This window comes from Phenylobacterium kunshanense (genome assembly GCF_003254525.1).
Lineage (GTDB): Bacteria > Pseudomonadota > Alphaproteobacteria > Caulobacterales > Caulobacteraceae > Phenylobacterium > Phenylobacterium kunshanense.
Window position 1 is genome coordinate 171,695 of record NZ_QFYS01000001.1, and the last position, 25,350, is coordinate 197,044.

Consider the following 25,350-nt stretch of genomic DNA (forward strand, 5'->3'; position numbering starts at 1 on the left):
CGGGTTCAGGCGGAAGGTTTATGCGTCCGACGGTTGGGTCGAGGGCGATCTAGTGCCCGATCCCGGGGCGGAGGCGATACTGACCTTCGTCGAATTTGTCGAAGATCAGGGACGCTTGAGGATGTCCGACCGGTTGTCCGGTGTCGTCGGGCAGCAGGTTCTGCTCCGAGACATAGGCCACGTAGGCGCTGTCGTCGTTCTCGGCGAGCAGGTGGTAGAACGGCTGCTCCTTGTGCGGCCGGATGTGCTCGGGGATCGACAGCCAGTATTCCTCGGTGTTCGCGAACTCCGGGTCGACGTCGAAGATCACGCCACGGAAGGGATAGACCCGGTGGCGAACGACTTGGCCGATCGTGAATTTGGCGAGTCGCGTGCTCATGATCCGAATCTAAAACGCTCCTTCTGACTGGAAGGTGAACGTAGCGACGCGTCACTGTCATTCAAGGCTCGGCTTCCGGGCGCCCGTTCGGCTTGCTAAGGTCGCCTCGAAATGAGGCGCTGGCCGGAGTCGGCGCCTGCGTAGGACGGGTGAAGTCCATGAGTGAGGCGCCGCGTGCGCCCGGGCCGACGATGCGCGGCCGGGAAAGATCCGGGGGCGATCCCCCCTGCTATGCCGCCCTGGATCTGGGCACCAATAACTGTCGCCTGCTGATCGCGACGCCGACGCCACACGGCTTTCGGGTCGTGGAGGCGTATTCGCGGATCGTGCGCCTGGGGGAAGGCCTTTCGCAGAGCGGACGCCTGTCGGACGCCGCGATGGAGCGGGCGATGGCGGCCCTGAAGGTCTCGGGCGAGAAGGTTCGCCGTCGTCGGGTCGTCAAGTTCCGGGCCATAGCCACCCAGGCCTGCCGGATGGCCGAGAACGGCCAGGCGTTTGTCGACCGCGTGGCGGACGAGACGGGCGTCAGGCTGCAGATCATCAGCCCGCAGGAAGAGGCGCGGCTGTCGGTGCGCGGGTGCCTCAATCTCCTGGATGGGTCCCACGAGGCGGCGCTGGTCGTCGACGTGGGCGGCGGGTCGACCGAGTTGTCCTGGGTGGACCTGGCGGCGGCCAAGCCCGGTGGCGAGCCGCCGGTGCGGGCCTGGCTGTCGGTTCCTATCGGGGTGGTCACCCTGGCGGAGCGGTTCCCCGAAGGGGAGGTCGCCACCGAGGGCTGGTTCCGGCAGATGGTCGAACACGTGAAAGACCAGATCGCCGCCTTTCGCCGGGCCGATCCCATGAAGCCGATCTTCGAAGCCGATCGCGCGCACCTGGTGGGCACATCCGGCGCCATCACCAGCCTGGCGGGCATGCATCTCGACCTGCCCCGCTATGACCGCAACCGGGTGGACGGTATCTGGATGCGCCGCGAGGAGTGCGAGGCGGCTGCGGGCCGGCTGCTGGCGCTGTCCAGCACCGAGCGGGCGTCGCAACCCTGCATCGGACCCGACCGCGCCGACCTGGTGCTGGCCGGGGCGGCGATCCTGCAGGCGGTCCAGGAGCTGTGGCCCTGCAATCGCGTGCGTGTCGCCGATCGGGGTTTGCGGGAGGGCATCCTGCTGTCACTGATGGCCGAACGCGGCCAGCGTCGCCGTCGCCGCCGTCGGCGCGGTGGAGGCCGGAAGGGCGCCGAATGACCGAACCTCCCCGCAAGCGCATGGTGAAGCCGCCGACGGGCGGCCTGGAAGGCGGTCGCGGCAAGCCTGCCCGGCTCAAGACCGCCAAGGAGCGCACGCCCAGCCAGCAGGCCTGGCTTGAGCGCCAGATCAATGATCCCTTCGCCGCCAAGGCTCGCGCCCTGGGATATCGCAGCCGCGCGGCGTTCAAGATCACCGAGATCGATGACCGCTTCCATCTCTTCAAACCGGGCGTGAAGGTCGTCGATCTGGGCCTGGCGCCAGGCGGTTGGACGCAGGTGGCGGTGCAGCGCGGGGTGAAGGACATCGTCGGCGTCGACCTTCTGCCGGTCGACCCTCTGCCGCCTGCGCAGATCCTCCAGATGGATTTCACCGATCCGGAGTGCGGTCCGAAACTCATCGAACTCCTGGGCGGACCGCCCGACGTCGTCTTGTCGGACATGGCGCCCAACACCATAGGGCACCGTGAGACCGATCACCTTCGGATCGTCGGCCTGATCGAGGCGGCGATCGACTTCGCCATTGAGGTGCTGAAGCCAGGGGGATCGTTCGTGGCCAAGGCCTTCCAGGGCGGTGGTTCCGACGAACTGCTCGCGCTGCTGAAACGCAACTTCCGTGACGTGCGGAATATCAAGCCCAAGGCCAGCCGGCAGGACAGCTCCGAGGTCTTCTTCGTGGCGACGGGATTCCGCGGGCGGTAGCCCCGTCAGGCCTCGTTCCACGACAGGGTGTCGGTCCGCGCCACCACGATCTGCCGGGCCGGACGCGGCGGGACCGTGGTCGGCCATCGAGCGTTCACGAAGCGACTCTTGGCGATCCAGGCGATCGACACGCTGTCGGACTGGTTGCCGCCGAGGATGCGATACGCCGTGGGGTCTTCTCCAGCATAGAATCCGACGTGGCCCAGGCCGCTGTCGGGCTTGCCGCGCCAGAACACCATGACGGCGCCAGGCGTTGGTTCCGTGGGTATGCCGAAGCGCTCCCAGGCGCGCGCGCTCAGCAGCCGGGTGGGTGTCGGCTCGGTGTCGAGCGTGGTGCTGATACAATGCCCCACGAACAGCCCGCACCAGGGGATGTCGTCGGCCTTGTACGATTTCAGCCCAAGGTCGCTCGCCCAGTCGAGGATCAGCGGATTGTTCCCCACGCCGGGCTTCTCGCGCGTGCCGAGCAGGCGGCGCGCCTCCTGAAACCAGACCAGCGTCGGGTCGTTGAGGTCCGTGCTCGGTGAGGCCGAGGGGACTGTCGATGACCCCGAGCCGGGAAACAGCGCCGCCAGGGTGCGCGCGCCGATGATCCCGTCGACCGTCAGTCCATGCTGTCGCTGGAATTCGCGAACCGCGGCCTGGGTCTGGCGCCCCCAGACGCCATCGATCGGGCCTGGCCGATAGCCCAGCGCGGCGAGCTGCTGCTGGATGTCCTTCATTCGCATGACGGTCTCCTAGGTGCAGTCGAGAATGGACGCACGCAGCCGGCGGATCTGTCAATCTTGAAGGGTGGCGGCAGGTCGGCGCTACTTCTAGGAGGGCTGGATCGCGTCGGCGTGTCCGGCGCCCTCAGGCGGCGCCGGCGTTTCGGCGCCTTCCGCCACCAGCCAGTCGCGGAACCGCCTGAGCGCACGGCTGTCGGCGCCCGGCGCGGTCAGGAGGGCGAAGGCGCTTGCGGATCGGCGAAAGCCGAGCGGAGCGACCAGCCTACCATTTCGGATCTCGCTCACGCACAGGGGCCATGAGACGACCGCCGCCCCCAGTCCCGCCAGGGCCGCGTCCATCGCGAAGTGTACGTGGGCGAACGATCGCTCCCGCGCGAACGGCAACTCCACGCCCGCGTGCTCGGCGAAGAGGGGCCAGGCTTCGGGGTGGGTGGCGGCGGCGAGACGCGGCGCGCGCAGTGGATCGTTCCCCCAACGCGTCACCGCTTCAGGCGACATCACCGCGCCCAAGGCGTTGCGGATGAACGGCGTACAGTCCGCCTCGGCCGCACGGCTGAGCGGCACGATCCGGACGACGGCCTGCGCGCCCCGGTGCGACGTGGCGTGGGCGGCCAACTCGGACAGCGACAGGCGGATGTCGGGATGCAAGGCCTGGAACCGGGGGAGCCGGGGGATGAGCCATTTGACAGACAGGCTGGCGTTCACGGCGATGTGGAGATCTTCGCCGCTGGATCGGGTCCGACGCACGGCCTCGGTGATCTGGTCGAACGCGGCGGACAGCGACGCGGCGAGCTCCTGGCCAGCGGGGGTCAGCTCCAGCCGGTTCTTGGGGCCGGCGAACAGGCGGACGCCCAGGGCGGCCTCCAGGCCCTTCACCTGTCGGCTTACAGCCGAGTGGGTCACGTGAAGCTCCTCGGCCGCGAGGGTCACGCGACCGGTCCGCGCCACAGCCTCGAATGCGCGGAGCGCGTTCAGGGAGGGCAGTCTGCCGGATGTGAGATTTTCGAACACTAAAAATCAAATTAGTCGATTTTCTCAAGATCGCAATTGGCGCACATGCTGCTCATGGAAGCCCGCAGCATCCGTTCATCCCAGGCGTTGGTCGTCGCGGGACTTGGCCTGGGCCAGATCGTAGCCTTCGCCTCGAGCTTCTACCTGATGGGCGTGCTGGGCGACGCGGTCGCCCGGGATCTCGACGTCAGTCCCACCTTCGTCTTCGGCGCGGTCTCGTTGTCGCTACTTGTCCCGGCCGTCGTGGGGCCGGCCGTCGCAAGGCGCATCGACCGGGACGGCGGCAAGCCGATGTTGCTGGCGTCGAACCTGGTCTTCTGCCTCGGCCTAGCCCTCCTGGCGCTGACCCAGCACGTGGCCGTGCTGGCCCTCGCCATGGCGGTGATCGGCCTCGGCATGGCTCTCGGGCTTTCCCCGACGCCGTTCGCCATCCTTGTCTCGCTGTACGGCGAGGCCGCGCGCCGCCCGATCACGGGGGTGTCGCTGATCGGCGGCCTTGGCTCGACGCTGGGCTGGCCCATCACGGGCCTGATGGCCGAGGCGCTCGGCTGGCGGGGCGCGTGCCTCGCCTGGGCAGGCGTTCACCTGCTCATACTGCCGCTGATCGCTTGGATCTGTCCGCGCGATGGCGCGCCCGGCGACCACGGCGAGGCGGCACCGGGGCAGGTCCGGTGGGATCGTGCGATGGTGCAACTGGCGATCCTGTTCGCCTGCGCCTGGTTCATCTCCACCTGCATGAGCGCGCATCTGCCGCGATTGCTGACGCATTTCGGACTGAGCTTCCGCGAGGCCGCGGCCACGGCGGGTCTCGTCGGGATCGCTGCGGTGAGCGTGCGCTTTCTGGAGTTCACGGTGTTCCGTCGGCTCCCGCCGCTGGCCACCACGCGCGCCGCCACGCTGATGCACCCGGCCGGCGCCGCCGCGCTGCTGGCGTTGGGCAGGGCCGGCGCGCCGCTGTTGGCGCTGGGGCAGGGGGCGGGCAATGGGATGCTCGCCGTGGCCAAGGGCGTGCTGCCGCTCAGTCTCTATGGACCGAAGGACTATGCCTACCGGTCGGCTCTGCTCGGACGGCCCGCGATCGTCGCCCAGGCCGCCGGTCCGACCGCGTTCGCCCTCGCGCTCGAAGCCTCGCCGACGGCCGCCGTCGTCGGCGCCTCGACGCTCTGCCTGGTGATGTTCGCGATGACATTCGGCCTGAATGCCCATCGATCCCGCCCCGTACAGGAGACCGCAATCGTATGAACGCCCTGACGCCCCTTGCCCCGGAAGCCGCCCAACCCCTATACGCGGACCGCAAAACGGAGAGTCTCATGGAGATCCGCGAAGGTCTCACCTTCGACGATGTTTTGCTCGAACCCGGCGCATCGGACGTCATGCCGACGCAGGTGGATGTCTCCACCCGGTTCACGCGCGAAATCAGTCTGAACATCCCCCTCGTGTCCGCCGCCATGGACACGGTCACCGAAAGCCGTCTCGCCATCGCCATGGCCCAGTCCGGCGGCATCGGGGTTCTGCACCGTAACCTCACCGTCGAGGACCAGGCCGACCAGGTCCGCGAGGTGAAGCGCTACGAGAGCGGCATGGTCATCAATCCGATGACCATCCATCCGGACACCACCCTGGGCGAGGTCCGCCAGATCAAGGCGCGCCGCAAGATCAGCGGCTTCCCGGTCGTCGACGACAACGGCAAGCTGGTGGGCATCCTCACCAACCGCGACATGCGCTTCGAGGGCCGGGACGACATTCCCGCCAAGGCGCTCATGACGCACGAGAACCTGGTGACGGTGAAGGAAGGCGTCGGCCAGTCGGAGGCCCGCGACCTCCTGCGCCGCCACAAGATCGAGCGCCTGATCGTGGTCGACGACGACTACCACGCCGTCGGCCTGATCACCGTCAAGGACATGGAGAAGTCCCAGGCGCACCCGCACGCCGCCAAGGACGCCCAGGGCCGCCTGCTGGTCGCCGCCGCCTCGACCGTGGGCGATGCGGGTTACGAGCGCTCGATGGCTCTCGTGGACGCCGGCGTGGACGTGGTGGTCATCGACACCGCGCACGGGCACAACGCCGAGGTCGCCAACGCGGTCGCCCGGGTGAAGCGCGAGACCAACCGCGTTCAGATCGTCGCCGGCAATATCGCGACTTACGATGCGGCTCGCGCCCTGATCGACGCGGGCGCGGACGCGGTGAAGGTGGGCATCGGCCCGGGCTCGATCTGCACCACCCGCATCGTGGCGGGCGTGGGCGTGCCGCAACTGACGGCCATCGCCGACGCCGTGCGGGCCGCCCAGGGAACGGACGTGCCGATCGTCGCCGACGGCGGCATCAAGTATTCGGGCGACCTCGCCAAGGCGCTGGCTATGGGCGCCTCTGTGGCGATGATGGGCTCGGTGTTCGCCGGCGTCGACGAGGCTCCGGGCGAGGTGTTCCTGTACCAGGGCCGCTCGTACAAGGCCTACCGCGGCATGGGCTCGGTGGGCGCCATGGGCCAGGGCTCCGCCGACCGCTACTTCCAGAAGGACGTCAAGGACGCGCTGAAGCTCGTGCCGGAAGGCATCGAGGGGCAGGTGCCCTACAAGGGGCCGATCGCCCCGATCCTTCACCAGATGGTCGGCGGCCTCCGGGCGGCCATGGGCTATGTGGGCGCGCCGACGCTGCCGCTCTTCCGCGAGCGGGCTCGGTTCATCCGCATCACCAATGCCGGCCTGCGCGAAAGCCACGTCCACGACGTGATGATCACGCGTGAGGCTCCGAACTATCCGAGCGGCCTGTAAGCCGCCGAACCGGGAGGCGAGCATGGTTGGGGACATGGCGGTGGAGCTCAAGCTCCTCGGCGCAGCGGTGGTCGTGGGGCTGGTCCAGCTCCTGTGGGCCGCCGGCGCCGCGAGGGCCCATCAGGGCGACCTGAAGTGGGCGGCGGGCCCTCGGGATACGCCGATGCCGCTCGGGGGCGTGGCGGCGCGCCTGGATCGTGCATTCCGCAATTTTGCGGAGACCTTCCCCTTCTTCGCGGCGGCCGTTTTGGCCTGCGCGGTGGCGGGTAAGCTCGGCCAGCCGATGACCACCTGGGGCGCCGGGCTCTACGTCATCGGGCGGGCGCTGTACGTGCCCCTCTACGCATCCGGCGTGCCGATGGTGCGGACTCTGGTGTGGCTGGTCTCCATGGTCGGTCTCGTCATGGTTCTCGTAGCCCTCTTCAGGTGAGCTGATGCGTGACGGCGGACGCCTGGCGGCGGCCATTGAGGTCCTGACCGAGATCGAGACGCGCCGTCGGCCCGTCCGCCTCGCGCTGAAGGCCTGGGGTGACGCGGCCCGCTATGCCGGCGCCAAGGATCGCGCCTGGGTCTCGGGACTGGTCCTCGACGCCCTGCGTCGTCGGCGGTCCGTGGCGTGGCGGATGGGCGAGGACACGCCGCGCGCGGCGATCCTCGGGGTGCTCGCCTTCGTGTGGAACTGGCCGGTGGAGAAGATCGCCGAGGCGGCCGCCGACGCCCCGCATGGCCCGGGCGAACTCTCCAACGCGGAATGGTCGGCCCTGCGCGGCGCGATCGACCTCGACGGCGCGCCCGATGCGGTTCGCGGCGACTATCCCGACTGGCTCGACGCTTCGTTCGCCCGCGTGTTCGGCGAGGCGCGGGCGGAGGAGGGCGCTGCACTGGCGGAGCGTGCGCCCGTGGACCTGCGGGTCAACACCCTGAAGACGGATCCCGAGCGGGCCATGAAGGCGCTGGCGACGTTCGAGCCGGTGGCGCCGGGCCTCTCGCCCAACGCCATCCGGGTGCCCGCGCCCGACCCGTCGGCCCGGAGTGGCGCCGTCGAGGCGATCCCGCAGTTTGGCAAGGGCTGGTTCGAGGTGCAGGATCTGGGCTCACAGCTCGCCGCGACAGCGGCCGGCGACGTGAAGGGTCAGCAGGTGCTCGACCTCTGCGCCGGCGGGGGCGGCAAGACCCTGGCCCTGGCGGCCGCCATGGCCAACACCGGCCAGATCTACGCCTATGACAGCGACGCCCGACGGCTCACCGACACCGTTCGCAGGGGCGAGCGCGCGGGCGTCCGCAATCTCCAGGTCCGCACGCCGCTCAACAAGGACCCGCTGAAGGACCTCAAGGGCCGGATGGACACGGTGTTCATCGACGCCCCCTGCACCGGCACGGGCTCATGGCGCCGCCACCCGGACACCAAGTGGCGCCTGACCCCAGACGCGCTGGAGAAGCGCCAGAAAGATCAGGACCAGGTCCTCGACGACGGCGCGAGCTTCACAAAGGCTGGCGGCCGCATGGTCTACGTCACCTGCTCGGTGCTGCCCGAGGAGGACGAGGACCGCGTCGCCGCCTTCCTCGAACGCCACCCCGACTTCACCCGCCGCCCGGCCAGCCAGGACCCGGCCCTCATCCGCTTCCTCACGCCCGCAGGCGACCTGCGCCTCACCCCCCGCACTTCCGACACCGACGGCTTCTACGTCGCGGTGCTCGAGAAAGCCCCCTGACGGAGCCGCCTTCAGCTCATGACCCAAGCCCACCACGAGCGCGTTCTGATCGTCGATTTCGGCAGCCAGGTGACCCAGCTCATCGCCCGGCGGCTGCGCGAGAGCGGCGTCTATTGCGAGATCCATCCCTTCGACAAGGTCGAGGCGATTCTTGACGCCTACGCGCCCAAGGCGGTGATCCTCTCGGGCGGCCCGGCCAGCGCGCACGAGGCGGGCAGCCCGACGGCCCCACAGCGGATCTTTGAACTCGGCGTCCCTGTCCTCGGCATCTGCTACGGCGAGATGACCATGTGCGCCCAGCTCGGCGGCCAGGTCGAGAGCGGTCACGACCGCGAGTTCGGCCGCGCCGAGATCCGGATCGAGCGGCAGTCCCCCTTGCTGGAGGGCCTCGGCGACCTCGGCCACACCGAGACCGTCTGGATGAGCCACGGCGACAAGATCACCGCGATCCCGCAGGGGTTCGAGGTGGTCGCCACCTCGGAAGGCAGCCCGTTCGCGATCATCGCGGACGAGGGCCGCCGCTTCTACGGCATCCAGTTCCACCCGGAGGTCGCCCACACGCCGCGCGGCGCCCTGCTGCTGCGCAACTTCACCCATCGCATCGCGGGCCTCACGGGCGACTGGACCATGGCCTCCTACCGCCAGGAGCAGGTGGCCAAGATCCGCGCCCAGGTCGGCGACGCCAAGGTGATCTGCGGCCTCTCCGGCGGCGTCGACAGCTCAGTGGCGGCCGTGCTGATCCACGAGGCCATCGGCGACCAGCTCACCTGCGTGTTCGTCGACACCGGCCTGCTGCGCAAGGACGAGGCGACCCAGGTCGTCACCATGTTCCGCGACCACTACAACATCCCGCTCGTGCACGTTGATGCGTCTGATCTTTTCCTCGGTGAGCTGGAGGGCGTCACCGATCCCGAGACGAAGCGCAAGACCATCGGGCGGCTCTTCATCGAGGTGTTCGACAAGGAGAGCGCCAAGATCGAGGGCGCGGAGTTCCTGGCCCAGGGCACCCTCTATCCCGACGTGATCGAGAGCCCGTCGACCAGCGGCGGTCCGTCGGCGGTCATCAAGAGCCACCACAACGTCGGCGGCCTTCCGGACTACATGAAGCTGAAGCTCGTCGAGCCGCTCCGGGAGCTCTTCAAGGACGAGGTCCGGGCTCTGGGCGTCGAGCTTGGCCTGCCGCCGCAGTTCGTCGGCCGCCACCCGTTCCCCGGCCCGGGCCTCGCTATCCGCATTCCGGGGGAGATCACCCGCGATAAGGTCGCCATCCTGCAGGCCGCCGACGCCATCTACCTGGAGGAGATCCGCAAGGCCGGCCTCTACGACAGCATCTGGCAGGCGTTCGCCGTGCTGTTGCCGGTGAAGACGGTCGGCGTGATGGGCGACGCCCGGACCTACGAGAGTGTCCTGGCGCTACGCGCCGTGACGTCGACCGACGGGATGACCGCCGACTTCTTCGAGTTCCCCTGGGAGGTGCTCGGCCGCTGCGCGACGCGGATCATCAACGAGGTGCGCGGTGTGAACCGGGTCGTCTACGACGTCACCAGCAAGCCGCCCGGCACCATCGAGTGGGAATAGGCTGGGACGCGCGGAATCTTCCGCCGCGTTCCAAGGGTTGCATTTTCAAGCGTCACGGTTAACGGTTGCGTCCTGGAGCTGTCCGGGGGGAAGCGGCCATGGTCGTGGCCTTCGCCGATGTGGCGTTGCCCGAGGTGGCGCGGTTCGCCCGCGTCGGCCTGGAGATCTGGCTGTTCGGCCTGGCCCTGATCGTCGGTTGGCGGCTGCTGGTCGAGGGCGACGCCTTCCGCGGGCTCCTTGCCAGTCGCATCGGCGCCGGTATCGAGCCTGATCGTCTCCAGCTTCTCGTCGCATCCGTCAGTGGCGCGATCGTCTATGCCGCGTCCGCCGTGCAGGCCGTGCAGCAGGGCGCGTCGCGCATGCCTGACGTTCCGGACGCCCTGATCACCGTCCTGGCCACCAGCCAGGCGATCTACCTGGCGGGCAAGATAAGCCGCCGACACAGCTGAGGAGCGATCATGGAGACGCAGACCTGGCACGGGCTGGCGATGATCATCGGCGTCGGGATCACCGTGGTGATCCTGGGCCTGGCGGCGGTGGTGCTCTGGAAGATTTTTGACGGGACGATCAAGCTTGATGATCTGATCTCGGAAGATGGCAAGGCGAGCCTGTCGCGCTTCCAGTTCCTGATCTTCACCTTCGTGGTCGCCGGCGTCTTTCTGCTCCTCTCGATCGAGAGCGGAACCTTTGTCGATCTCCCCAACAATGTGCTGGTTCTGCTGGGTCTCAGCAGCGGCAGCTACGTGATCTCGAAAGGTATCGCCGAGAACGCGTCCCGAAACCGCGATCGCGATCCGGAGGCGACCGACCCGCGCGACGCCCCGCGGCCGCGGACGCGACGGACGCGTTCGTGATGCGCCGGGCGGCTTCGACCGTCTGTATCGCGCTGGGCCTCGCGCTTGGGGCGCCTGCCGCAGGCGCCGTGGCTCAACCGGCTGCGCCGCCCCCGACTCCGGCCACCGGCCAGGATCGCGCGGCGTGGCTTCAGTGCCTGTCCCGTTTCGGTGTCATCGGCCTCCCCAGTCTGCGGTCCGAAGACGCCAGGGCCGAGCAGTTTCCGACGGTCATCTGCCGCCAGGGGTATGCGCTGTCCTTCAACACCCGCACGCTTAATCCGGATTGGGTGATCGAACGCCTGAGCCCGGCGAAATTGCGAGGATCGGCCGCCCGCGCCAGCACCTTCCCCGATGACGTAGCGCTGGGGGTCTACAGCCCGCGGCACGGAGACTATACCGGTAGCGGCCTCGATCGCGGCCACCAGGCGCCTGCGGCCAACGCCAAGTTCGACCAGCAGGTGATGGACGAGAGCTTCTACATGTCCAACATGTCGCCTCAGGTCGGGATCGGCTTCAACCGCGGCCAATGGAAGTATCTGGAAGAGGCCGTGCGGGCCTGGGTGCTGTGCGGCGGGCATGACGACGTCATCGTGATGACCGGGCCGATCTACGGCGGCAGTGACAAGTGGCTGACCAGGCGCCGGATCCTGGTGCCGGAGGCCTACTACAAGATCGTCTATGACGTGGAGTCGGGACGCGCGGTGGGTTTCCGGATGCTCAACCGGCGCCACGCTCGCTCGGACCTGCAGACCTTCATCGTTCCGATCGCGGACATCGAGGACGACACCGGTATCGACTTTTTCCCCGCATTGTCGCGGCGGCGCCAGAACCAGCTTGAGACGCCCCAGGGCATCCTCTGGGGCCACGATCAATCCTGCGCCAACGTCGGAGAGTAGTCCCGATCAGTGGCCCGTCTTGCGCTTCGGCAAGAGGTGCAGGATGGCCACGACGACACCCCCGATCACCAGCCCCACCACCGCCGAAGCGGCGGCCCGCGCCGTCCAGTCCGCCGCGGGCCCGAAGACCGGCGCGCCGCCGGCCAGATGGCCGATCGCCTCCACCCACCCCGGGATCGGGGTCAGATGGAACTCGTGCAGGCCGTGGACGATGATGCCGCCTCCCACCCAGAGCATGGCGGCGGTCCCGATGATCGTCAGGCCGTTCAGCACATGCGGCATAGCCTTGACCATAAGCCGGCCCAGGGCGCGCGTCGCACGGGCGCTGCGCTGAGACAGGTGCAGGCCGATGTCGTCCATCTTCACGATCAGGCCGACGACGCCATACACCCCGACCGTGATGAGCAGCGCCACCAGCGCCAGTGCGGCGGCCCGCACACCGAAGGTCTGGTCGTTCACCGCCGCCAGCGAGATGGCCATGATCTCTGCTGACAGGATGAAGTCGGTTCGGATGGCGCCGCCGACCTTTTCGCGCTCCAACTCCTCGGAGCTCAGCGCCAGTTCCTCGGGCTGGTCGACCTCGTGCCCGCCAACGACGGCCTCGAAGATCTTCTCTGACGCTTCGAAACAGAGATAGGCGCCGCCGATCATCAGCAGCGGAGTCACCGCCCAGGGCGCGAAGGCGCTGAGCAGCAGGGCCCCAGGCAGCAGGAAGAGGAACTTGTTGCGCAGAGAACCCAGCGCGATCTTCCAGACGATGGGCAGCTCGCGATCCGGGGTGAAGCCGACTGCGTACTTGGGCGTGACGGCGGTGTCGTCCACCACCACCCCGACCGCCTTGGAACTGGCCTTGCCGGCCGCGCCGGTGACATCGTCGAGCGAGGAGGCGGCGATCTTCGCGATCGCGGCGACGTCATCGAGCAGCGCGGCCAGACCTGAGGCCATGAGATGATCCTGTGTTTCGGTGCGCCGCGCCGTCAGCGCTTCACGGGCTGTTCAAGCTGGTAGATGGACTCGCCGATCTCATCGAGCTTCTTCGACAGGATCGCCTGGGCGTCGACGAGGCCCTGATTGTAGAAGTGGGGCCCGAACGTCTCGGTGATGAAGTCGCTGAGGAAGACGGCGTCGAATCCCGCGACATCCAGGTCCAGCTCGTCCTTGAGGTAGCGGCTGAGCGACTTCGCCAGCGTCTCACGGGCTTCCTTGGGCAGTTCGATGCTTGGCATGATGGAGTTGGGTGAGGAGAGGGTGATGGCTGCGAGACTGTACGGCATCCGGAACTGCGACACGATGAAGAAGGCCTGGACCTGGCTCGAGGCGCATGGCGTCGCCTACGATTTCCACGACTACAAGAAGCTGGGCGTCGAGCGGGAGCGGCTGGAGGCCTGGGTGGATGCGCTGGGCTGGGAGGCCCTGCTCAATCGGGCCGGGACGACCTTCAGGAAGCTGCCTGACGCCGCGCGGGTCGGCCTGGACGCCGCGAAGGCCATCGACCTGATGCTGGCCCAGCCGTCGATGATCAAGCGGCCGGTGCTGGAGGCCCAGGGCAAGGTCTACGTGGGGTTCAAGCCCGAAACGTGGGAACAGCTCGCGAGCTGAATGAGGGTCGACATGCGCGGCTTGCTGACAGGGCTGATGGTTCTTTGCGGGCTGGCCGCCGCGCCCGCCCAAGCCGCGGAACCGGGCACGCCGGCGGTCCCCGCAACGGTGCGTATGTTCGAGGGTTGCTGGCGCGGGGAGGGGGAGGTGCTCGGCAAGCGCACGCTGGTCACCCTGCGCGCGCGACAGATCGTCGAACGCGCCATGGATCTCTTCGAGGTCGAAAGCGTCGCCGCCGACGACGCCGCGGACCGCTACGGTGCTCACCTGTTGTTTGCCGGCGCGGGTACGGGCGAAGGAGCCTCGGGTGATCGCATCTGGAGCTTCTGGGCCGACAGCTTCGGCGCGGGCTACACCGCCGTCGGCCAGGGCGTTGGACGCTCGGATGGCTTCGACGTCGACTATCGATACCCCGAGGATGTCTTCATCAACCGCTGGCGGCTGACGCGCGGGGTGCTGCGGTGGACCATTGTTTCCCGCGCCGGTCCGGGTCCGGAAAAGCCGTTCGCGAGCTACATCCTCCGGCGCTCCCCGTGCCGCGTCACGGCGCGATAATTTTTCTCTGCGTCGCATCCGAACGCGCGACCATCGGCGACTAGGGGCAAGGGACGGTGAGGCATTCCTGCATCGTCCGACTCTGGAGCGCTTGCGATGGAACATCTCTTCTACAGCTTCTGGTGGCTGCTCTTCCCGATCGGCTTCTTCGTGTACGGCGCGTGGAGCCAGTGGCTGGACTACCGACGCAGCAAGGACCGGCTGGAACTCCTGCGCAACTACGCCAGCCAGGGGAAGGAGCCGCCTCCCGAACTGGTGCGCGCTATCCGGCGAGAGGAGGAAGAGGAGGACGACGCCTACGGGCCCTATGACCGTTACGGTCGCTATCGTCGCCGCTACGCCCGCCGCTACTGGCGGCACAGTCCCTACTGGGCCTGGCGGACGGCGATCGTCACCGGCGCGGTGGCGCTCGGTTTTTGGATCGCCTCGGAATATTCCGGGCTGAGCGACGTCGAGGGGATCTTCCGGCTCGTCGCGATCATCCTCACGTGCGTGTCGGGCGGACACGCGGTGGCGGCCCTCTTCGCCACGACGTTCCGCGGGAAATGAGCCCGCACGCGACCGACGACGCGCTGGTGGCGGCCGCCCGCGCCGGATCGTCGGTCGCCTTCGCGCGACTGGTCGACCGCCATCAGCAGCCGTTGCGGGCCTTCCTGCGCCGCACCTGTGGTGACTGGTCGCTCGCCGACGATCTGGCGCAGGAGACCTTCCTCACCGCCTGGTCCCGGCTCGGAAGCCTGAAGTCGGGCGCATCGGTTCGGGCCTGGCTCTGTGGGATCGGCTATCGCAAACATCTCACTGCGGCCCGAACCCGAGGCCGGAACCGGGTCAGGGAGGCGGCCTGGCTGGCCGAGAGGCCGCCATCGATCGCGCCGATGAGTGACGAGCGGATGACCCTGGAGACGGTGATGGCGGACTTGCCGCTTGATCAGAGAGCCTGTGTCGCCCTCTGTTTGGCTGCGGACTTCAGCCACGCGGAAGCGGCGGAGACGCTTGGGCTGCCGCTCGGCACGGTGAAATCCCATGTGACTCGGGGCCGTGCGCGCTTGTTGGAAGCGCTGGGAGACGACAATGACGGACGCTGACGAGCGCCTGAGGACGCTGTTCGCTGAAGACGCGCCCCCGGAGCGGGACCTGTTCTTCTCGGCCGAGGTGATGTCGGCGCTGGCGAGACGTCGGTTCCTGGAGAACCTCGCATACCTGGCCGGTCTCGCATTGCTCGGCGGCGTGGCGCTCTGGGGCGCCTGGCCGATGATCGCGCCGCTGCTTAGCGTCGCATCGCCCGCTCTGGCGCCTGTAGCGGCCGCGCTGACGCTTGCTGCGGTGGCTGTGACGATGCTGGGCCGCCCCGTGGCCGCGATGCTCGGACTGGAATCATGACCAAGGTTTCATGGCGGAACCTGCATCCGTCGGCGGGCCGTCAGGTCTCTTTCCATCAGAGACGGGCGATATCCGCCCCCTGAACCTGGAGAGGAGAACCCCATGGACGGTGGAATTCTGGTCCCCATCGCCTTCTTCGCGATGATCACGGCGATCGTCATCGTGCCCCGCTATTTCAAGAGTCAGGAACGCCAGAAGATGGCTGAGACCTTGAGGGCCGCCATCGAACGCGGCGAGCCGTTGCCGACCGAGGTCATCGAGGCGATGTCCAGCAATGTCCGCAGCCCGAGCCTGCCGCCGTCGCCTCAGCGCGACCTTCGGACCGGCATCGTCTGGCTCGCCATCGGCGTGGGCTTGGGGGCCCTCGGCCTGGCGATCAGCTTCGAGGAGCCGGACGCCCTGTTCGTGTTCCTGGGCCTCGGCGCCCTGCCGGTGTTCATTGGCCTGGCCTTCGTGGCCCTCGGCCTCCTCAACAAGCCGAAGTCCTGAGGCGCCTGGGCGGGGGATCAAGCCCATGGCGGGCGCCACACAATCAAGTTTCGCCAGTCTGCACGACGTGGAGCTCTGCTCCTTCGCGGCGGCCGGCGAGCGACTAGCCTTCGGAGAGCTGGTGCGCCGGCACGGCTCGGCCATTCGACACCTGTTGCGCCGGATGGGGGCGCAGCCGGCCGAGGCCGACGACGTCGCGCAGGACGCCCTCCTGGCGGCCTTCGAACGGATCACGGAGTTTCGCGGCGAGGGCACCTTCGCCGGCTGGGTGAAGCGGATCGCCGCGCGCCAGTATTTGCGGCGACTGCAGCGGGAGAAGCGCCTGTCCGCCTTCGCCGCCGAGCAGCCGGAGACGGAGGAGGGCGCCGCCGACGGCGACGCCGAGCATCGCATCGACCTGGACGAGGCGCTCAAGACGCTGTCGCCGGCGGAGCGGCTCTGCGTGTCGATGTGCTACGGGGCGGGCCTATCGCACGGCGAGGCCGCGGACGCCTTGAATCTGCCGCTTGGAACGGTCAAGTCGCATGTCAAACGTGGTCTGGATAAGCTCAGAACGCGCATGGCGCCTGCGGGCGGCGCGGCTCTTGAAGGGAGGCGGGGCAATGTCTGAGGTCGATTTCGAACGTCGCCTCGAACGCCTCTTCGCCGAGGCGCCGGAGATGCCGGATGCTCAGGCGTTCGCCGAGCGGGTCGAACGTCGCCTGGATCGGGGCTGGACCGCGCGGCGGTGGCTGATCGGGGCCGCTGGCCTCGCCGGTGGTGTGATCGGAGCCAGCCAACTCCTGATGGCGAATGTCTTCCAGCGCGCCGAGGCGGCGGAACAGTCCGCCCGCGTGATCGGCCAGGGCCTCGCAAGGGTCACGCCGACCAACGACATGGTGTCGGCGCTTTCGGGCGGCTATGGGCTGTGGGTGGCCGGCGCCCTGGCCGTGGTGACCATGGGCTTCGTGCTGTCGAGGCTGATCGAGGAGTTCTAGTTTGTCCAGCCACCGTCAGGAGACCGTCCGTCGCCTCGCCGCGCCGGACATTGCTGCGCGCAAAGGCGGCGTCCCGATTGTCTGCCTGACGGCCTACACCGCGCCGATGGCCGAACTGCTGGACGAACACTGCGACCTGCTGCTGGTCGGCGACAGCGTGGGCATGGTGGTCCACGGCCTGCCCAACACGGTCGGGGTCACGCTGGACATGATGATCCTGCACGGCCAGGCGGTCATGCGGGGGGCTCGCCGCGCCATGGTGGTCGTGGATCTGCCGTTCGGATCCTACGAGGGGTCCCCGGAGGTGGCCTATGCCAACGCCGCTCGGGTGATGAAGGAGACCGGCTGCAGCGCTGTGAAGGTCGAGGCTGGTCCGGCTGTCGCGGAAAATATCGAATACATGGTCAAGCGCGGCATCCCCGTCATGGGCCACGTCGGTCTGAGGCCCCAAGCGGTGATGGTGGAGGGCGGCTTCAAGGCCAAGGGTAAGGCCGACCACGAACGCCGCCGGATCCTGGAAGAGGCACGGGCGGCCGAGGAGGCCGGCGCCTTCGCCATCGTGGTCGAAGGCGTGGCCGAGGGATTGGCCCGCGAGATCACTGAGGCCGTGAGTGCGCCGACTATCGGCATCGGCGCCTCCGCGGGGTGCGACGGCCAGATCCTTGTCACGGATGACATGCTGGGCCTGTTCGACTGGACCCCCAAGTTCGTCCGGCGCTACGGCGATATCCGCGGAGAAATCGCCAAGGCTGTCGCGGCCTATGCCGACGACGTACGTGAGCGGCGCTTCCCCGGGCCTGCCGAAATCTACTTCGCCAAGGCTGGTTAGGACCCCAGGCGACGCCTGAGCCGGCGCATGATCGCCGCTGCCGCATTCGATCCCTTGCATTGCGCAGCATGCATGATAATGCGAGGCGTTCTTAATTAAGCCGGATCGATGGCTCAGCCTCCCTTGAGTTCTACCGCTGCTCCCGACGTCGCCGCGCCCGCGGCCGCCGAACGTCTTCGCGCGAAGAAGCGCGCTCAGGCGCGCGCGACGCTGCTCCGCCAGACCCTGCGATGGCACTGGATCAGCGCGGCCATCTGCCTCGTCGGCATGTTCCTGTTCGCGGTGACGGGCATCACCCTGAACCACGCGGGGCAGATCCCGGCGACGCCCAAGACCATCGCGCGCGAGGGCGTACTGCCTGAAGGACTGCGTGCGGAACTGCGCCGGGTCGAGGCGCGGAGCGGGCAACTCCCCCCCGCCACCCGCGACTGGCTGCGCAAAGAAATGAAGATCCGCGTGCCGGACGACGGCGTGGAGTGGGCCCCTGGCGAGGCCTATGTCGCTTTGCCGGGCCCAGGCTCGGACGGAGGCGTCACCATCGACACGGCCACGGGCGACGTGGCCTTCGAGCAGACCCGTCGGGGCGCGGTCGCCTATCTGAACGACCTGCACAAGGGCCGGAACACCGGTCCGGCCTGGGCGTGGTTCATCGACATCTTCGCGGTGGCCTGCGTCGTGTTCTGCCTCACCGGCCTCGTCCTGCTGCAACTGCATTCCAAGGCGCGGCCATCGACCTGGCCGCTCGTCGGCGCGGGCCTACTCATTCCGCTTCTGCTGGCGATTTTCCTGATTCATTGAGGATGTAGATGCGTATCCTGAAGTTCTCCGGTCTCGCTCTCGCCGCCAGTGGCGCGGCCGCCTCGCCCACGGTCGGCCAGGCCGCCGACCTGACGGTTTCCGTTGAGATCCCGAAGCTGAACGTGGCCGAATACCACCGGCCCTATGTCGCGCTCTGGATCGAAAAGCCGGACCAGACCGCGGTCCGGACGCTTGCCGTCTGGTACGACACCAAGCTGAAGGCGAACGAGGGCGCGACCTGGCTGAAGGACATGCGCACCTGGTGGCGTCGCGCCGGCCGCAGTCTCAACCTCCCCGCGGATGGCGTGAGCGGACCGACCAAGGCGCCAGGCCGCCACGTGGTGAGCTTCAGCGGCGGCCAACTCGCGGGACTTGCCCCTGGCGACTACGCGCTGTCCGTCGAGGCCGCGCGCGAAGTCGGCGGGCGAGAGGTCCTGCGCGTTCCGTTCTCGTGGCCGCCGCGCGGCGCCAAGACCGCCACCGCGACCGGCTCGACCGAGCTCGGCGCCGTCTCCGTCACCGTGAAGCCCTGATCCTGGGAGCTGTGTCCATGTCATCTGCCCTCCGCATCGCCGCTGTCGCTGCACTGCTCTCCTTGGCCGCCGCGCCTGCCGCCCAGGCCCACCGGGCCTGGCTCCTGCCTGGTTCGACCGTCCTGTCCGGCGCTGAGCCTTGGGTGACTGTCGACGGCGCGATCTCGAACACCCTGTTCTACGCCGACCATCAGCCGATGCGACTGGATGGGCTGAAGGCGATCGGACCGGATGGAACCGAGGTTCCGCTGCAGAATGCGTCCACCGGCAAGTACCGCAGCACCTTCGACGTGAAGCTGGCGCAGCCCGGCACCTACAAGATCGTCACGGCGACCGACATGACCATGGCCTCGTACAAGATCGGCGGCGAGACCAAGCGCTGGCGCGGCGCGGCCGCCGACGTCGCCACGGCGATTCCGAAGGACGCGACCGACGTCCAGGTTTCCCGCAACGTCCGCCGCATCGAGACGTTCGTGACCTCCGGCGCGCCCTCGACCGGGGCCCTGAAGCCGACGGGGAAGGGGCTTGAGCTGGAGCCGATAACTCATCCGAACGACCTCGTGGCCAGCGAGAAGGGGCGGTTCAGACTGCTTCTGGACGGCAAGCCGGCGGCTGGGGTCGAGGTCGAGGTCGTGCTGGGCGGCGTTCGCTATCGCGCCAAGGGGCCCGAGTTGAAGATCATGACAGGCGGCGACGGGGTGTTCGAGGTCGCCTGGCCCGAGGCGGGGATGTACTGGATCGAGGCCGGCGTGCGCGGAGCGCCCAACGGCTCGGCGCCGGCTCAGAACGCCGCGTACATCGCGACCGTCGAGGTCCTCCCGGACTGACTGTGCGTCGCGTTGCGATACCCACCACCCTGACGCCTGAGTCGACCCGGCCTCGGGAGGGACGCCGGGTGGCCCTCGAGGGACCCACCATGGGCGTCGCCTGGACCCTGCAGGCGCTGGTCCCGCCTGGGGTGTCGGACGCCGCGATCGCGACGGCCGTGCAGGCGTCCTGCGACAGCGTCGTGGCGGAAATGAGCACCTGGGAGCCGGCCAGCGATTTGTGCCGCTTCAACAGGGCGCCGGCCGGGACCTGGTCGCCTGCAGGCGCTCATCTGATGACGGTCTTGCGGGCGGCCGCCCAGGTGGCGGACGAAAGCGGAGGCGCTTTCGATCCCACGATCGGGGACCTGGTCGACGCGTGGGGCTTCGGTCCTCCGGGCCCTGTGGCGCGTCTGCCCGAACCGGAGGCCTCGCAATCACTCGCCAAGGCGACCTGGCGGTCCATCAAGCTGGACGAAGCGCTGGGCCTGATCCGCCAGCCCGGCGGCGTGCGCCTGGACCTGTGCGGGATAGCCAAGGGCTATGGCGTCGACCTCGCCGCCCAGGCTCTACGGGCGCTCGGGCTCCGCGACTTCCTGATCGAGATCGGCGGCGAACTGCGGGGCGAGGGCGTGAAGGGGGATGGTGAGCCCTGGTGGGTCGAAGTCGAGCGGCCGCCGGGCGCGTCGCTCCCCGAGGAGCCGCTGCTCGTGGCGCTGCATGGGTTGTCGATCGCCTCCTCCGGGGACTGGCGGCGCGCCTTCACGGCCGGAGGACGCAGCTACAGCCACACGATCGATCCGCGGGCCGGGGCGCCGGTCGCGGGCGATATCGCGGCCGCCACGGTGATCCATGAGGACTGCATGATGGCCGACGCTTACTGCACGGCCTTGATCGCGTCGGCTGACGAGGCGGAATCATTCGCTTCACGGCATGATCTGGCGGCGCTGATCGTCCGCCGGGAGGCGCGCGGATTCCGCGAACATGCGACGCCGGCGCTGGAACGGCTGCTGGCATAGCCCGATGACCGCGCGCCCAGGCTTGAGGCGGGCGGCCGGCCGCTATAGGTTCCGCTCGTTTCAGCGACTGGCGCGCGCCCGGAGTCCCCCTCACGTGACGGATCTATTCGAAGAGGTCGAAGAGCAGCTTCGCTCCGACCGCTACAAGCAGCTCGCCCGCAAGCTGCTGCCGTGGATGCTGGGGATCGCCGCCGCCGCCCTGATCGCCACCCTGGGGTACTGGGGCTGGGACACCTATCGCACCAGCCAGACCGACAAGGCTTCCGAGCAGTACTCCGCCGCCATGGATGCGTTCACGTCCGGCGACCGGGCGAAGGCCAAGCAGCTCTGGACCGAGGTCTCCAAGTCGAACTCGGCCGCGTACAAGGCGCTGGCGCTGATGCACCTCGGCGCCGAGTTCGCCCAGACCAACCCGTCCGAAGCCGCCAAGCTCTACGATCAGGCGGCGGAGGCCGCGCCCGATCCGATGATCGGCGACGCCGCCCGCCTCAAATCCGCCTTCGCGCTCCTCGACACCGCGTCGCTCAAGGATCTGGAGGGGCGTTTGAAGCCGCTGATGGAAGATGGCCGGCCGTACCGGGTGCAGGCGCGCGAGGCGCTCGCGTTCGCCAAGCTCAAGGCGGGGGACACCGCGGGCGCCCGGGGGGATTTCCTTCTGATTTCGCAGTCGCTCGACGCAGGGCAGGGTGCGCAGGCTCGCGCCCAGGCGGCGATCGGCCTGATCGACTCCGGCTCGGCCAAGGCCGTCCCGGGTGTCGTGCAGGCGGCCGCGTCGCTGCCCCCGCCCGGCCTTCTCCCGCCGGGCATGGAGGCCGCCCCCCAGACCGCCCCGCAAACGCAAGGCGTGGCCCCGCAATGAACCGTCGTTCCACCATTCTCGCCGCCGTCGCGGTCGCCGCGCTGGGGCTTTCCTCGTGCTCCACCGTCAGCCGTCTGAATCCGTTCGATCGGGGCGACGACAAGCCGAGCGAGCTGGCCGGCGAAGGCCAGCGCATCTCGATCATTCCCGCTGACCAGAGGCTGGAGCCCGCGGAGGCGCTGAAGGGCGTCGACTTCTTCCTGCCGCCGCCGACGCGGGTCGAGGCCTGGCCGTTGCCGGGCGGCAACCCCGAGCAGGCCGTGGGCGCCGTGGACGCGGCCCCCAATCTCGAGATCGCCTGGCGAAAGGGCTTTGGCGAGGGCGTGAGCCGCGGCCGATATGTGACCGCCCCGCCGGTCGCCGCCGATGGCAAGGTCTTCGTGATGGACGCCGAGGGCCGCGTGGCCGCGCTCGACGGCCGTACCGGATCGCAGCTCTGGCGGGTGGGTACGAACCCGGGCGACAATAAGCGCGACAAGCTGGGATTCGGCGGGGGCGTGGCCTACGCCGATGGCAAGGTCTACGCGGTCTCGGGGCATCGTCAGGTGATGCAGCTCGATGCGGGCACGGGCGCGGTCGGCTGGCGTACGAAGACCAGCGAGGCGATCCATGGCGCGCCGACGATCTCGGGCGGCCGGGTGTTTGCGGTGGCCCTCGACAACACCCTGCTCACCTTCGATACGGCGACCGGCGCACCGGGCTGGACCTATCAGGCCCTTTCGGAATCGGCCCGCATACTGTCGGCGTCGAGCCCGGCGGTGTCCGGGGACACCGTCGTCGCCGCGTTCGGCTCCGGCGAACTGGTCGCCCTGCGCACCGCCAATGGCAACGATCTGTGGAACGAGGCGCTGTCCCGCGCCAGCCGTACGAGCGCGCTGTCCGAGATCCGCGACATTCCTGGCCGCCCGGCGATCTATCAGGGCGACGTGTTCGCCGTCAGCCACTCCGGGGTTTTCGCGGCCACCGACCTGCGCACCGGTCAGGCCCGCTGGAGTCTTCCGGTCGTCGGCGTCACAGGTCCGCTGCCGGCCGGCGACGTGGTCTATGTGGTGTCGAAGACCGGCGACGTGATCTGCGCCTCGCGCGAGAGCGGACAGATCTACTGGATCCGGAATCTGAACGAGGGCTTCAAGGCCAAGAAGACCGGCGGCTTCTTCGGGATCGGCGGTCAGCGTCAGGCCCAGCCCGTCTGGTCCGCGCCATTGCTTGCGGGCGAGCGTTTGCTCATCGTCGGCCAGACGGGCCAGCTGGTGGCGTTGAACGCCAAGACCGGCGAGGTCCAGAAGCGGCTCGACCTGAAGGGCGCCTCGACCCTCTCGCCGATCGCGATGGGCGATACGGTCTATGTCGTGACTGAGGAGGCGGACCTGATCGCGATTCGCTGATCAGGCCGTTATGCTGGCCGCATGGCGCTCAAAGTTGCGATCGTCGGTCGGCCGAATGTCGGCAAGTCGACTCTGTTCAACCGACTGGCGGGTAAGAAGCTCGCCATTGTCGACGACCAGCCGGGCGTCACGCGCGACCGCCGGTTCGGCACGGGGCGGCTGGGCGACCTCGACCTAGAACTGATCGACACCGCGGGGTTCGAGGACGTCACGGACGAGAGTCTGGAAGCGCGGATGCGCGCCCAGACCGAACTGGCGGTCGACGAAGCCGACGTCGCCCTCTTCGTGGTGGACGCGCGCGAGGGCGTGACCCCGGGCGATGAGATCTTCGCCGAGGTCCTGCGGCGCAAGAACAAGCCGGTCGTGCTCGCCGCCAACAAGAGCGAGAGCAAGGCCTCGGAAGCCGGCGTCCTGGAAGCCTTCGGTCTCGGCTTCGGCGAGCCCATTCCGATCTCGGCGGAGCACGGCGAGGGAATGGCCGACCTCTACGCGGCCGTAGCCGCCCACGCGCCGGACCCGGACGCAGAGGATGGCGAAGAGGGGCCGGGCAAGCCGGTCAGCATCGCGATCGTCGGCCGCCCGAACGCCGGCAAGTCGACCCTGGTGAACCGCCTGATCGGCGAGGATCGCCTGCTTACGGGCCCGGAGGCCGGCATCACGCGCGACGCGATCCCGGTGGACTGGGAATGGGACGGGCGGCCGGTACGCCTCGTGGATACCGCCGGCCTGCGTCGTAAGGCCAAGGTGCAGGCCAAGCTGGAGAAGCTTTCCACCGGTGACACCATCCGGGCCATCACCTTCGCCGAGGTGGTGATCCTGGTGATGGACGCCACGCATCCGTTCGAGATCCAGGATCTCCAGATCGCCGATCTGGTGGAGCGCGAGGGGCGCGGTCTCGTCTTCGCCTTGGCCAAGTGGGACCTGATCGAAGACCCACAGGCGAAGCTGACGGAGATCGTGGAGGAAGCGCACCGCCTCCTGCCGCAGGTGAGGGGGGCGCCGATCGTGGCCCTCTCGGGCGAGACCGGCCGGGGTGTCGAGCGCCTGATGCCGGCTGTGTTCAAGGTCCACGGCGACTGGTCGACGAAGGTGAAGACCCGCGACCTGAACGACTGGCTGCAGATGGCGATCAGCCGTCACCCGCCGCCCGCGGTGAATGGCCGCCGCGTGAAGCCGAAGTACATGGCGCAGGTCAAGGCGAGGCCGCCGACCTTCGTCCTGTTCGCCAGCCGAGCCGACCAGCTCCCTGACCACTACCGGCGCTATCTGGTGAATTCGCTTCGGGAGAGCTTCGAACTGCCGGGGATCCCGATCCGCGTGACGGTGCGGTCGAACAAGAATCCCTACGCGGAGACCGACGAGGCCGGGCCAGCGCGGACGGCGCCGAGAGCCGCCCGGGCCACGCCCAAGCCGAAGGCCGAGCAGGCCGGCGGCGCCGCGAAGCCGAAGAAGCCTGCCAAACCCAAGAAGCTCGCAGTTCGTGGGAAGGCCGCGAAGATTGCGCGGCCTGGGGTCAAGCCGAAGCGAGCGACCCGGTCCGCTTCCAGTCCGAAAAGACCACGCTAGCGGTCGGCAGGCCGAGGTCGGCCTGGGCCAGTTCCACGACGAGCGGGCCGATCTCCGACGGATCGGGCAGGGTCGTCGGATCTTCGCCGGGCATGGCCTCGGCGCGCATCTTGGTCCGCATCCGACCGGGATCGAGCAGCACGGCGCGGACGGTCGTGTTCTCGAGTTCGTCGGCCCATGTGCGGACGAGGTTCTCCAGCGCCGCCTTGGAAGCGCCGTAGGGGCCCCAGAACGCCTTCGGACGGCTGGCGCGACCGCTGGTCAGGAAGATGGCGCGAGGCCGCCCAGCGGCGCGCAGCAGCGGTTCGATGCTGCGGATCAGGCGATAGGACGCGGTGAGGTTCACCGACATCACGCGATCCCAGTGCTTGGGCTCGATGTGCGCGACCGGGGTCATCGGCCCCAGGATGGCCGCAGCGTGCACCAGGACGTCCACGCGGCCGAAGCGCTGGTGGATCGCGAGGCCGAGCTGATCGAGGCTGCCGTCCTCGGCGATGTCCATCGGGACCAGGGTGGCCGAGGCGCCGGTGAGGCGACGGATCTCATCGTCGAGCTCTTCCAGGCCGCCCTGGGTGCGCGCAACGGCGACGATGTGCGCGCCCGCGGCGGCGAGGGCCAGGGCGGCGGCGCGGCCGATGCCGCGGCTCGCGCCGGTGACAAGGGCGATACGGTCTTTGAGAGGCAGTTCAGACATGCGGGGGCGTC

General features: G+C 68.6%; 32 protein-coding genes. 26 read left to right on the forward strand and 6 right to left on the reverse strand.

The genetic code is table 11. The annotated features are described in order from the left end of the window. Window positions 1-49: 49 nt before the first annotated feature. Window positions 50-379, reverse strand: a complete 330-nt coding sequence (gene hspQ, locus DJ019_RS00745) for a heat shock protein HspQ (RefSeq protein ID WP_111274078.1) — start codon at window positions 377-379, stop codon at window positions 50-52. A gap of 158 nt (window positions 380-537) precedes the next feature. On the opposite strand from hspQ, the gene DJ019_RS00750 reads away from it, so the two are divergent. Both DJ019_RS00750 and DJ019_RS00755 read left to right on the forward strand, forming a co-directional pair. Beyond that, window positions 538-1,617 carry a Ppx/GppA phosphatase family protein gene (locus DJ019_RS00750; protein ID WP_111274079.1) on the forward strand — a complete coding sequence of 360 codons (1,080 nt, stop codon included), beginning with the start codon at window positions 538-540 and terminating at the stop codon, window positions 1,615-1,617. Next, the gene (locus DJ019_RS00755) at window positions 1,614-2,318 is read left to right on the forward strand and encodes an RlmE family RNA methyltransferase (RefSeq protein WP_111274080.1); all 705 of its coding nucleotides are present in this window, start codon (window positions 1,614-1,616) and stop codon (window positions 2,316-2,318) included. The genes DJ019_RS00750 and DJ019_RS00755 overlap by 4 nt, the downstream gene beginning before the upstream one ends. Window positions 2,319-2,323: 5 nt before the next feature. Here the strand turns inward: DJ019_RS00755 and DJ019_RS00760 are convergent, their stop codons facing one another. Then, entirely contained in the window at window positions 2,324-3,046 is a 723-nt protein-coding gene (locus tag DJ019_RS00760; RefSeq protein ID WP_111274081.1) for an NlpC/P60 family protein, read from the reverse strand. An 87-nt stretch (window positions 3,047-3,133) separates the two neighbouring features. Continuing rightward, the gene (locus DJ019_RS00765) at window positions 3,134-4,057 is read right to left on the reverse strand and encodes a LysR family transcriptional regulator (protein WP_111274082.1); all 924 of its coding nucleotides are present in this window, start codon (window positions 4,055-4,057) and stop codon (window positions 3,134-3,136) included. A 45-nt stretch (window positions 4,058-4,102) separates the two neighbouring features. Between DJ019_RS00765 and DJ019_RS00770 the strand changes: the two genes are divergently transcribed. From DJ019_RS00770 to DJ019_RS00805, 8 genes are all read left to right on the forward strand, one after another. Beyond that, window positions 4,103-5,299 (forward strand): MFS transporter, encoded by a 1,197-nt coding sequence (locus DJ019_RS00770; protein WP_111274083.1) that lies wholly within the window; start codon window positions 4,103-4,105, stop codon window positions 5,297-5,299. A gap of 68 nt (window positions 5,300-5,367) precedes the next feature. Beyond that, window positions 5,368-6,828: an IMP dehydrogenase gene (gene guaB / locus DJ019_RS00775; protein WP_111274084.1), complete on the forward strand. Its 1,461-nt coding sequence runs from the start codon at window positions 5,368-5,370 to the stop codon at window positions 6,826-6,828. 22 nt (window positions 6,829-6,850) lie between these two features. Then, entirely contained in the window at window positions 6,851-7,258 is a 408-nt protein-coding gene (locus DJ019_RS00780; RefSeq protein WP_240606328.1) for an MAPEG family protein, read from the forward strand. A 4-nt stretch (window positions 7,259-7,262) separates the two neighbouring features. Continuing rightward, window positions 7,263-8,540: an RsmB/NOP family class I SAM-dependent RNA methyltransferase gene (locus DJ019_RS00785; protein WP_111274085.1), complete on the forward strand. Its 1,278-nt coding sequence runs from the start codon at window positions 7,263-7,265 to the stop codon at window positions 8,538-8,540. Window positions 8,541-8,558: 18 nt separating this feature from the next. Further along, window positions 8,559-10,118 (forward strand): glutamine-hydrolyzing GMP synthase, encoded by a 1,560-nt coding sequence (guaA, locus tag DJ019_RS00790; protein WP_111274086.1) that lies wholly within the window; start codon window positions 8,559-8,561, stop codon window positions 10,116-10,118. A gap of 98 nt (window positions 10,119-10,216) precedes the next feature. Next, entirely contained in the window at window positions 10,217-10,567 is a 351-nt protein-coding gene (locus DJ019_RS00795) for a hypothetical protein (protein ID WP_111274087.1), read from the forward strand. Between the two features lie 9 nt (window positions 10,568-10,576). Next, window positions 10,577-10,972, forward strand: a complete 396-nt coding sequence (locus tag DJ019_RS00800) for a hypothetical protein (protein WP_111274088.1) — start codon at window positions 10,577-10,579, stop codon at window positions 10,970-10,972. Next, window positions 10,972-11,850 (forward strand): DNA/RNA non-specific endonuclease, encoded by an 879-nt coding sequence (locus tag DJ019_RS00805; RefSeq protein WP_111274089.1) that lies wholly within the window; start codon window positions 10,972-10,974, stop codon window positions 11,848-11,850. Before DJ019_RS00800 ends, DJ019_RS00805 begins: the two co-directional genes overlap by 1 nt. Before the next feature lie 6 nt (window positions 11,851-11,856). Here DJ019_RS00805 and DJ019_RS00810 read toward each other — a convergent pair whose 3' ends face one another. Both DJ019_RS00810 and DJ019_RS00815 read right to left on the reverse strand, forming a co-directional pair. Next, on the reverse strand, window positions 11,857-12,795 hold the full coding sequence (locus tag DJ019_RS00810) for a DUF808 domain-containing protein (protein WP_111274090.1): 939 nt from the start codon (window positions 12,793-12,795) through the stop codon (window positions 11,857-11,859). 32 nt (window positions 12,796-12,827) lie between these two features. Further along, window positions 12,828-13,076, reverse strand: coding sequence for a DUF2164 domain-containing protein (locus DJ019_RS00815; protein ID WP_111274091.1), 249 nt, complete (start codon window positions 13,074-13,076; stop codon window positions 12,828-12,830). Window positions 13,077-13,101: 25 nt separating this feature from the next. On the opposite strand from DJ019_RS00815, the gene DJ019_RS00820 reads away from it, so the two are divergent. The 16 genes from DJ019_RS00820 to der all read left to right on the forward strand — a co-directional run bounded on the left by DJ019_RS00820 (window position 13,102) and on the right by der (window position 24,645). Continuing rightward, a complete protein-coding gene (locus DJ019_RS00820) occupies window positions 13,102-13,449 on the forward strand; it encodes an ArsC family reductase (RefSeq protein ID WP_111274092.1) in 348 nt (115 codons plus the stop codon). Window positions 13,450-13,461: 12 nt separating this feature from the next. Further along, a complete protein-coding gene (locus DJ019_RS00825; protein WP_111274728.1) occupies window positions 13,462-14,004 on the forward strand; it encodes a hypothetical protein in 543 nt (180 codons plus the stop codon). Window positions 14,005-14,100: 96 nt separating this feature from the next. Continuing rightward, window positions 14,101-14,553 carry a hypothetical protein gene (locus DJ019_RS00830; protein WP_111274093.1) on the forward strand — a complete coding sequence of 151 codons (453 nt, stop codon included), beginning with the start codon at window positions 14,101-14,103 and terminating at the stop codon, window positions 14,551-14,553. Beyond that, complete coding sequence (locus DJ019_RS00835) at window positions 14,550-15,089, forward strand: RNA polymerase sigma factor (RefSeq protein ID WP_111274094.1); 540 nt, start codon at window positions 14,550-14,552, stop codon at window positions 15,087-15,089. The genes DJ019_RS00830 and DJ019_RS00835 overlap by 4 nt, the downstream gene beginning before the upstream one ends. Continuing rightward, a complete protein-coding gene (locus DJ019_RS00840) occupies window positions 15,076-15,384 on the forward strand; it encodes a hypothetical protein (RefSeq protein ID WP_111274095.1) in 309 nt (102 codons plus the stop codon). Before DJ019_RS00835 ends, DJ019_RS00840 begins: the two co-directional genes overlap by 14 nt. Window positions 15,385-15,486: 102 nt before the next feature. Further along, on the forward strand, window positions 15,487-15,873 hold the full coding sequence (locus DJ019_RS00845) for a DUF6249 domain-containing protein (protein ID WP_111274096.1): 387 nt from the start codon (window positions 15,487-15,489) through the stop codon (window positions 15,871-15,873). Window positions 15,874-15,898: 25 nt separating this feature from the next. Continuing rightward, window positions 15,899-16,483: an RNA polymerase sigma factor gene (locus tag DJ019_RS00850; RefSeq protein WP_111274097.1), complete on the forward strand. Its 585-nt coding sequence runs from the start codon at window positions 15,899-15,901 to the stop codon at window positions 16,481-16,483. Continuing rightward, window positions 16,476-16,850 carry a hypothetical protein gene (locus tag DJ019_RS00855; protein WP_111274098.1) on the forward strand — a complete coding sequence of 125 codons (375 nt, stop codon included), beginning with the start codon at window positions 16,476-16,478 and terminating at the stop codon, window positions 16,848-16,850. Before DJ019_RS00850 ends, DJ019_RS00855 begins: the two co-directional genes overlap by 8 nt. Before the next feature lies 1 nt (window position 16,851). Continuing rightward, window positions 16,852-17,679 carry a 3-methyl-2-oxobutanoate hydroxymethyltransferase gene (panB, locus tag DJ019_RS00860; RefSeq protein WP_111274099.1) on the forward strand — a complete coding sequence of 276 codons (828 nt, stop codon included), beginning with the start codon at window positions 16,852-16,854 and terminating at the stop codon, window positions 17,677-17,679. 123 nt (window positions 17,680-17,802) lie between these two features. Beyond that, window positions 17,803-18,477 carry a PepSY-associated TM helix domain-containing protein gene (locus DJ019_RS00865; protein WP_240606329.1) on the forward strand — a complete coding sequence of 225 codons (675 nt, stop codon included), beginning with the start codon at window positions 17,803-17,805 and terminating at the stop codon, window positions 18,475-18,477. Window positions 18,478-18,485: 8 nt separating this feature from the next. Beyond that, window positions 18,486-19,010, forward strand: coding sequence for a DUF2271 domain-containing protein (locus tag DJ019_RS00870; RefSeq protein WP_111274101.1), 525 nt, complete (start codon window positions 18,486-18,488; stop codon window positions 19,008-19,010). Between the two features lie 17 nt (window positions 19,011-19,027). Then, window positions 19,028-19,837: a DUF4198 domain-containing protein gene (locus DJ019_RS00875; protein WP_111274102.1), complete on the forward strand. Its 810-nt coding sequence runs from the start codon at window positions 19,028-19,030 to the stop codon at window positions 19,835-19,837. 68 nt (window positions 19,838-19,905) lie between these two features. Further along, window positions 19,906-20,835 carry an FAD:protein FMN transferase gene (locus DJ019_RS00880; RefSeq protein ID WP_240606330.1) on the forward strand — a complete coding sequence of 310 codons (930 nt, stop codon included), beginning with the start codon at window positions 19,906-19,908 and terminating at the stop codon, window positions 20,833-20,835. Window positions 20,836-20,929: 94 nt separating this feature from the next. Beyond that, a complete protein-coding gene (locus DJ019_RS00885; protein ID WP_111274104.1) occupies window positions 20,930-21,694 on the forward strand; it encodes a tetratricopeptide repeat protein in 765 nt (254 codons plus the stop codon). Beyond that, window positions 21,691-23,079, forward strand: coding sequence for a PQQ-like beta-propeller repeat protein (locus tag DJ019_RS00890; RefSeq protein WP_111274105.1), 1,389 nt, complete (start codon window positions 21,691-21,693; stop codon window positions 23,077-23,079). Before DJ019_RS00885 ends, DJ019_RS00890 begins: the two co-directional genes overlap by 4 nt. A 21-nt stretch (window positions 23,080-23,100) precedes the next feature. Continuing rightward, the gene (gene der / locus DJ019_RS00895; protein ID WP_111274106.1) at window positions 23,101-24,645 is read left to right on the forward strand and encodes a ribosome biogenesis GTPase Der; all 1,545 of its coding nucleotides are present in this window, start codon (window positions 23,101-23,103) and stop codon (window positions 24,643-24,645) included. On the opposite strand, the gene DJ019_RS00900 is transcribed toward der, so the two are convergent. After that, window positions 24,593-25,339, reverse strand: coding sequence for an SDR family NAD(P)-dependent oxidoreductase (locus DJ019_RS00900; protein WP_111274107.1), 747 nt, complete (start codon window positions 25,337-25,339; stop codon window positions 24,593-24,595). The two genes, der and DJ019_RS00900, sit on opposite strands and share 53 nt — an antisense overlap. Window positions 25,340-25,350: the final 11 nt, after the last annotated feature.

Excerpts from the sequence above, each read along its gene's own strand:
- DJ019_RS00855 (WP_111274098.1), top strand. The coding sequence starts at position 16,476 with ATGTCTGAGGTCGATTTCGAACGTCGCCTCGAACGCCTCTTCGCCGAG.
- DJ019_RS00820 (WP_111274092.1), top strand. The coding sequence starts at position 13,102 with ATGGCTGCGAGACTGTACGGCATCCGGAACTGCGACACGATGAAGAAG.
- DJ019_RS00830 (WP_111274093.1), top strand. The coding sequence starts at position 14,101 with ATGGAACATCTCTTCTACAGCTTCTGGTGGCTGCTCTTCCCGATCGGC.
- DJ019_RS00845 (WP_111274096.1), top strand. The coding sequence starts at position 15,487 with ATGGACGGTGGAATTCTGGTCCCCATCGCCTTCTTCGCGATGATCACG.
- DJ019_RS00755 (WP_111274080.1), top strand. The coding sequence starts at position 1,614 with ATGACCGAACCTCCCCGCAAGCGCATGGTGAAGCCGCCGACGGGCGGC.
- DJ019_RS00850 (WP_111274097.1), top strand. The coding sequence starts at position 15,899 with ATGGCGGGCGCCACACAATCAAGTTTCGCCAGTCTGCACGACGTGGAG.
- DJ019_RS00810 (WP_111274090.1), bottom strand. The coding sequence starts at position 12,795 with ATGGCCTCAGGTCTGGCCGCGCTGCTCGATGACGTCGCCGCGATCGCG.
- DJ019_RS00785 (WP_111274085.1), top strand. The coding sequence starts at position 7,263 with ATGCGTGACGGCGGACGCCTGGCGGCGGCCATTGAGGTCCTGACCGAG.
- DJ019_RS00770 (WP_111274083.1), top strand. The coding sequence starts at position 4,103 with ATGCTGCTCATGGAAGCCCGCAGCATCCGTTCATCCCAGGCGTTGGTC.
- DJ019_RS00815 (WP_111274091.1), bottom strand. The coding sequence starts at position 13,076 with ATGCCAAGCATCGAACTGCCCAAGGAAGCCCGTGAGACGCTGGCGAAG.
- DJ019_RS00800 (WP_111274088.1), top strand. The coding sequence starts at position 10,577 with ATGGAGACGCAGACCTGGCACGGGCTGGCGATGATCATCGGCGTCGGG.
- DJ019_RS00835 (WP_111274094.1), top strand. The coding sequence starts at position 14,550 with ATGAGCCCGCACGCGACCGACGACGCGCTGGTGGCGGCCGCCCGCGCC.
- DJ019_RS00900 (WP_111274107.1), bottom strand. The coding sequence starts at position 25,339 with ATGTCTGAACTGCCTCTCAAAGACCGTATCGCCCTTGTCACCGGCGCG.
- DJ019_RS00795 (WP_111274087.1), top strand. The coding sequence starts at position 10,217 with ATGGTCGTGGCCTTCGCCGATGTGGCGTTGCCCGAGGTGGCGCGGTTC.
- DJ019_RS00890 (WP_111274105.1), top strand. The coding sequence starts at position 21,691 with ATGAACCGTCGTTCCACCATTCTCGCCGCCGTCGCGGTCGCCGCGCTG.
- hspQ (WP_111274078.1), bottom strand. The coding sequence starts at position 379 with ATGAGCACGCGACTCGCCAAATTCACGATCGGCCAAGTCGTTCGCCAC.
- DJ019_RS00825 (WP_111274728.1), top strand. The coding sequence starts at position 13,462 with ATGCGCGGCTTGCTGACAGGGCTGATGGTTCTTTGCGGGCTGGCCGCC.
- DJ019_RS00760 (WP_111274081.1), bottom strand. The coding sequence starts at position 3,046 with ATGCGAATGAAGGACATCCAGCAGCAGCTCGCCGCGCTGGGCTATCGG.
- der (WP_111274106.1), top strand. The coding sequence starts at position 23,101 with ATGGCGCTCAAAGTTGCGATCGTCGGTCGGCCGAATGTCGGCAAGTCG.
- DJ019_RS00805 (WP_111274089.1), top strand. The coding sequence starts at position 10,972 with ATGCGCCGGGCGGCTTCGACCGTCTGTATCGCGCTGGGCCTCGCGCTT.
- DJ019_RS00840 (WP_111274095.1), top strand. The coding sequence starts at position 15,076 with ATGACGGACGCTGACGAGCGCCTGAGGACGCTGTTCGCTGAAGACGCG.
- DJ019_RS00780 (WP_240606328.1), top strand. The coding sequence starts at position 6,851 with ATGGTTGGGGACATGGCGGTGGAGCTCAAGCTCCTCGGCGCAGCGGTG.
- DJ019_RS00870 (WP_111274101.1), top strand. The coding sequence starts at position 18,486 with ATGCGTATCCTGAAGTTCTCCGGTCTCGCTCTCGCCGCCAGTGGCGCG.
- guaA (WP_111274086.1), top strand. The coding sequence starts at position 8,559 with ATGACCCAAGCCCACCACGAGCGCGTTCTGATCGTCGATTTCGGCAGC.
- guaB (WP_111274084.1), top strand. The coding sequence starts at position 5,368 with ATGGAGATCCGCGAAGGTCTCACCTTCGACGATGTTTTGCTCGAACCC.
- DJ019_RS00875 (WP_111274102.1), top strand. The coding sequence starts at position 19,028 with ATGTCATCTGCCCTCCGCATCGCCGCTGTCGCTGCACTGCTCTCCTTG.
- DJ019_RS00750 (WP_111274079.1), top strand. The coding sequence starts at position 538 with ATGAGTGAGGCGCCGCGTGCGCCCGGGCCGACGATGCGCGGCCGGGAA.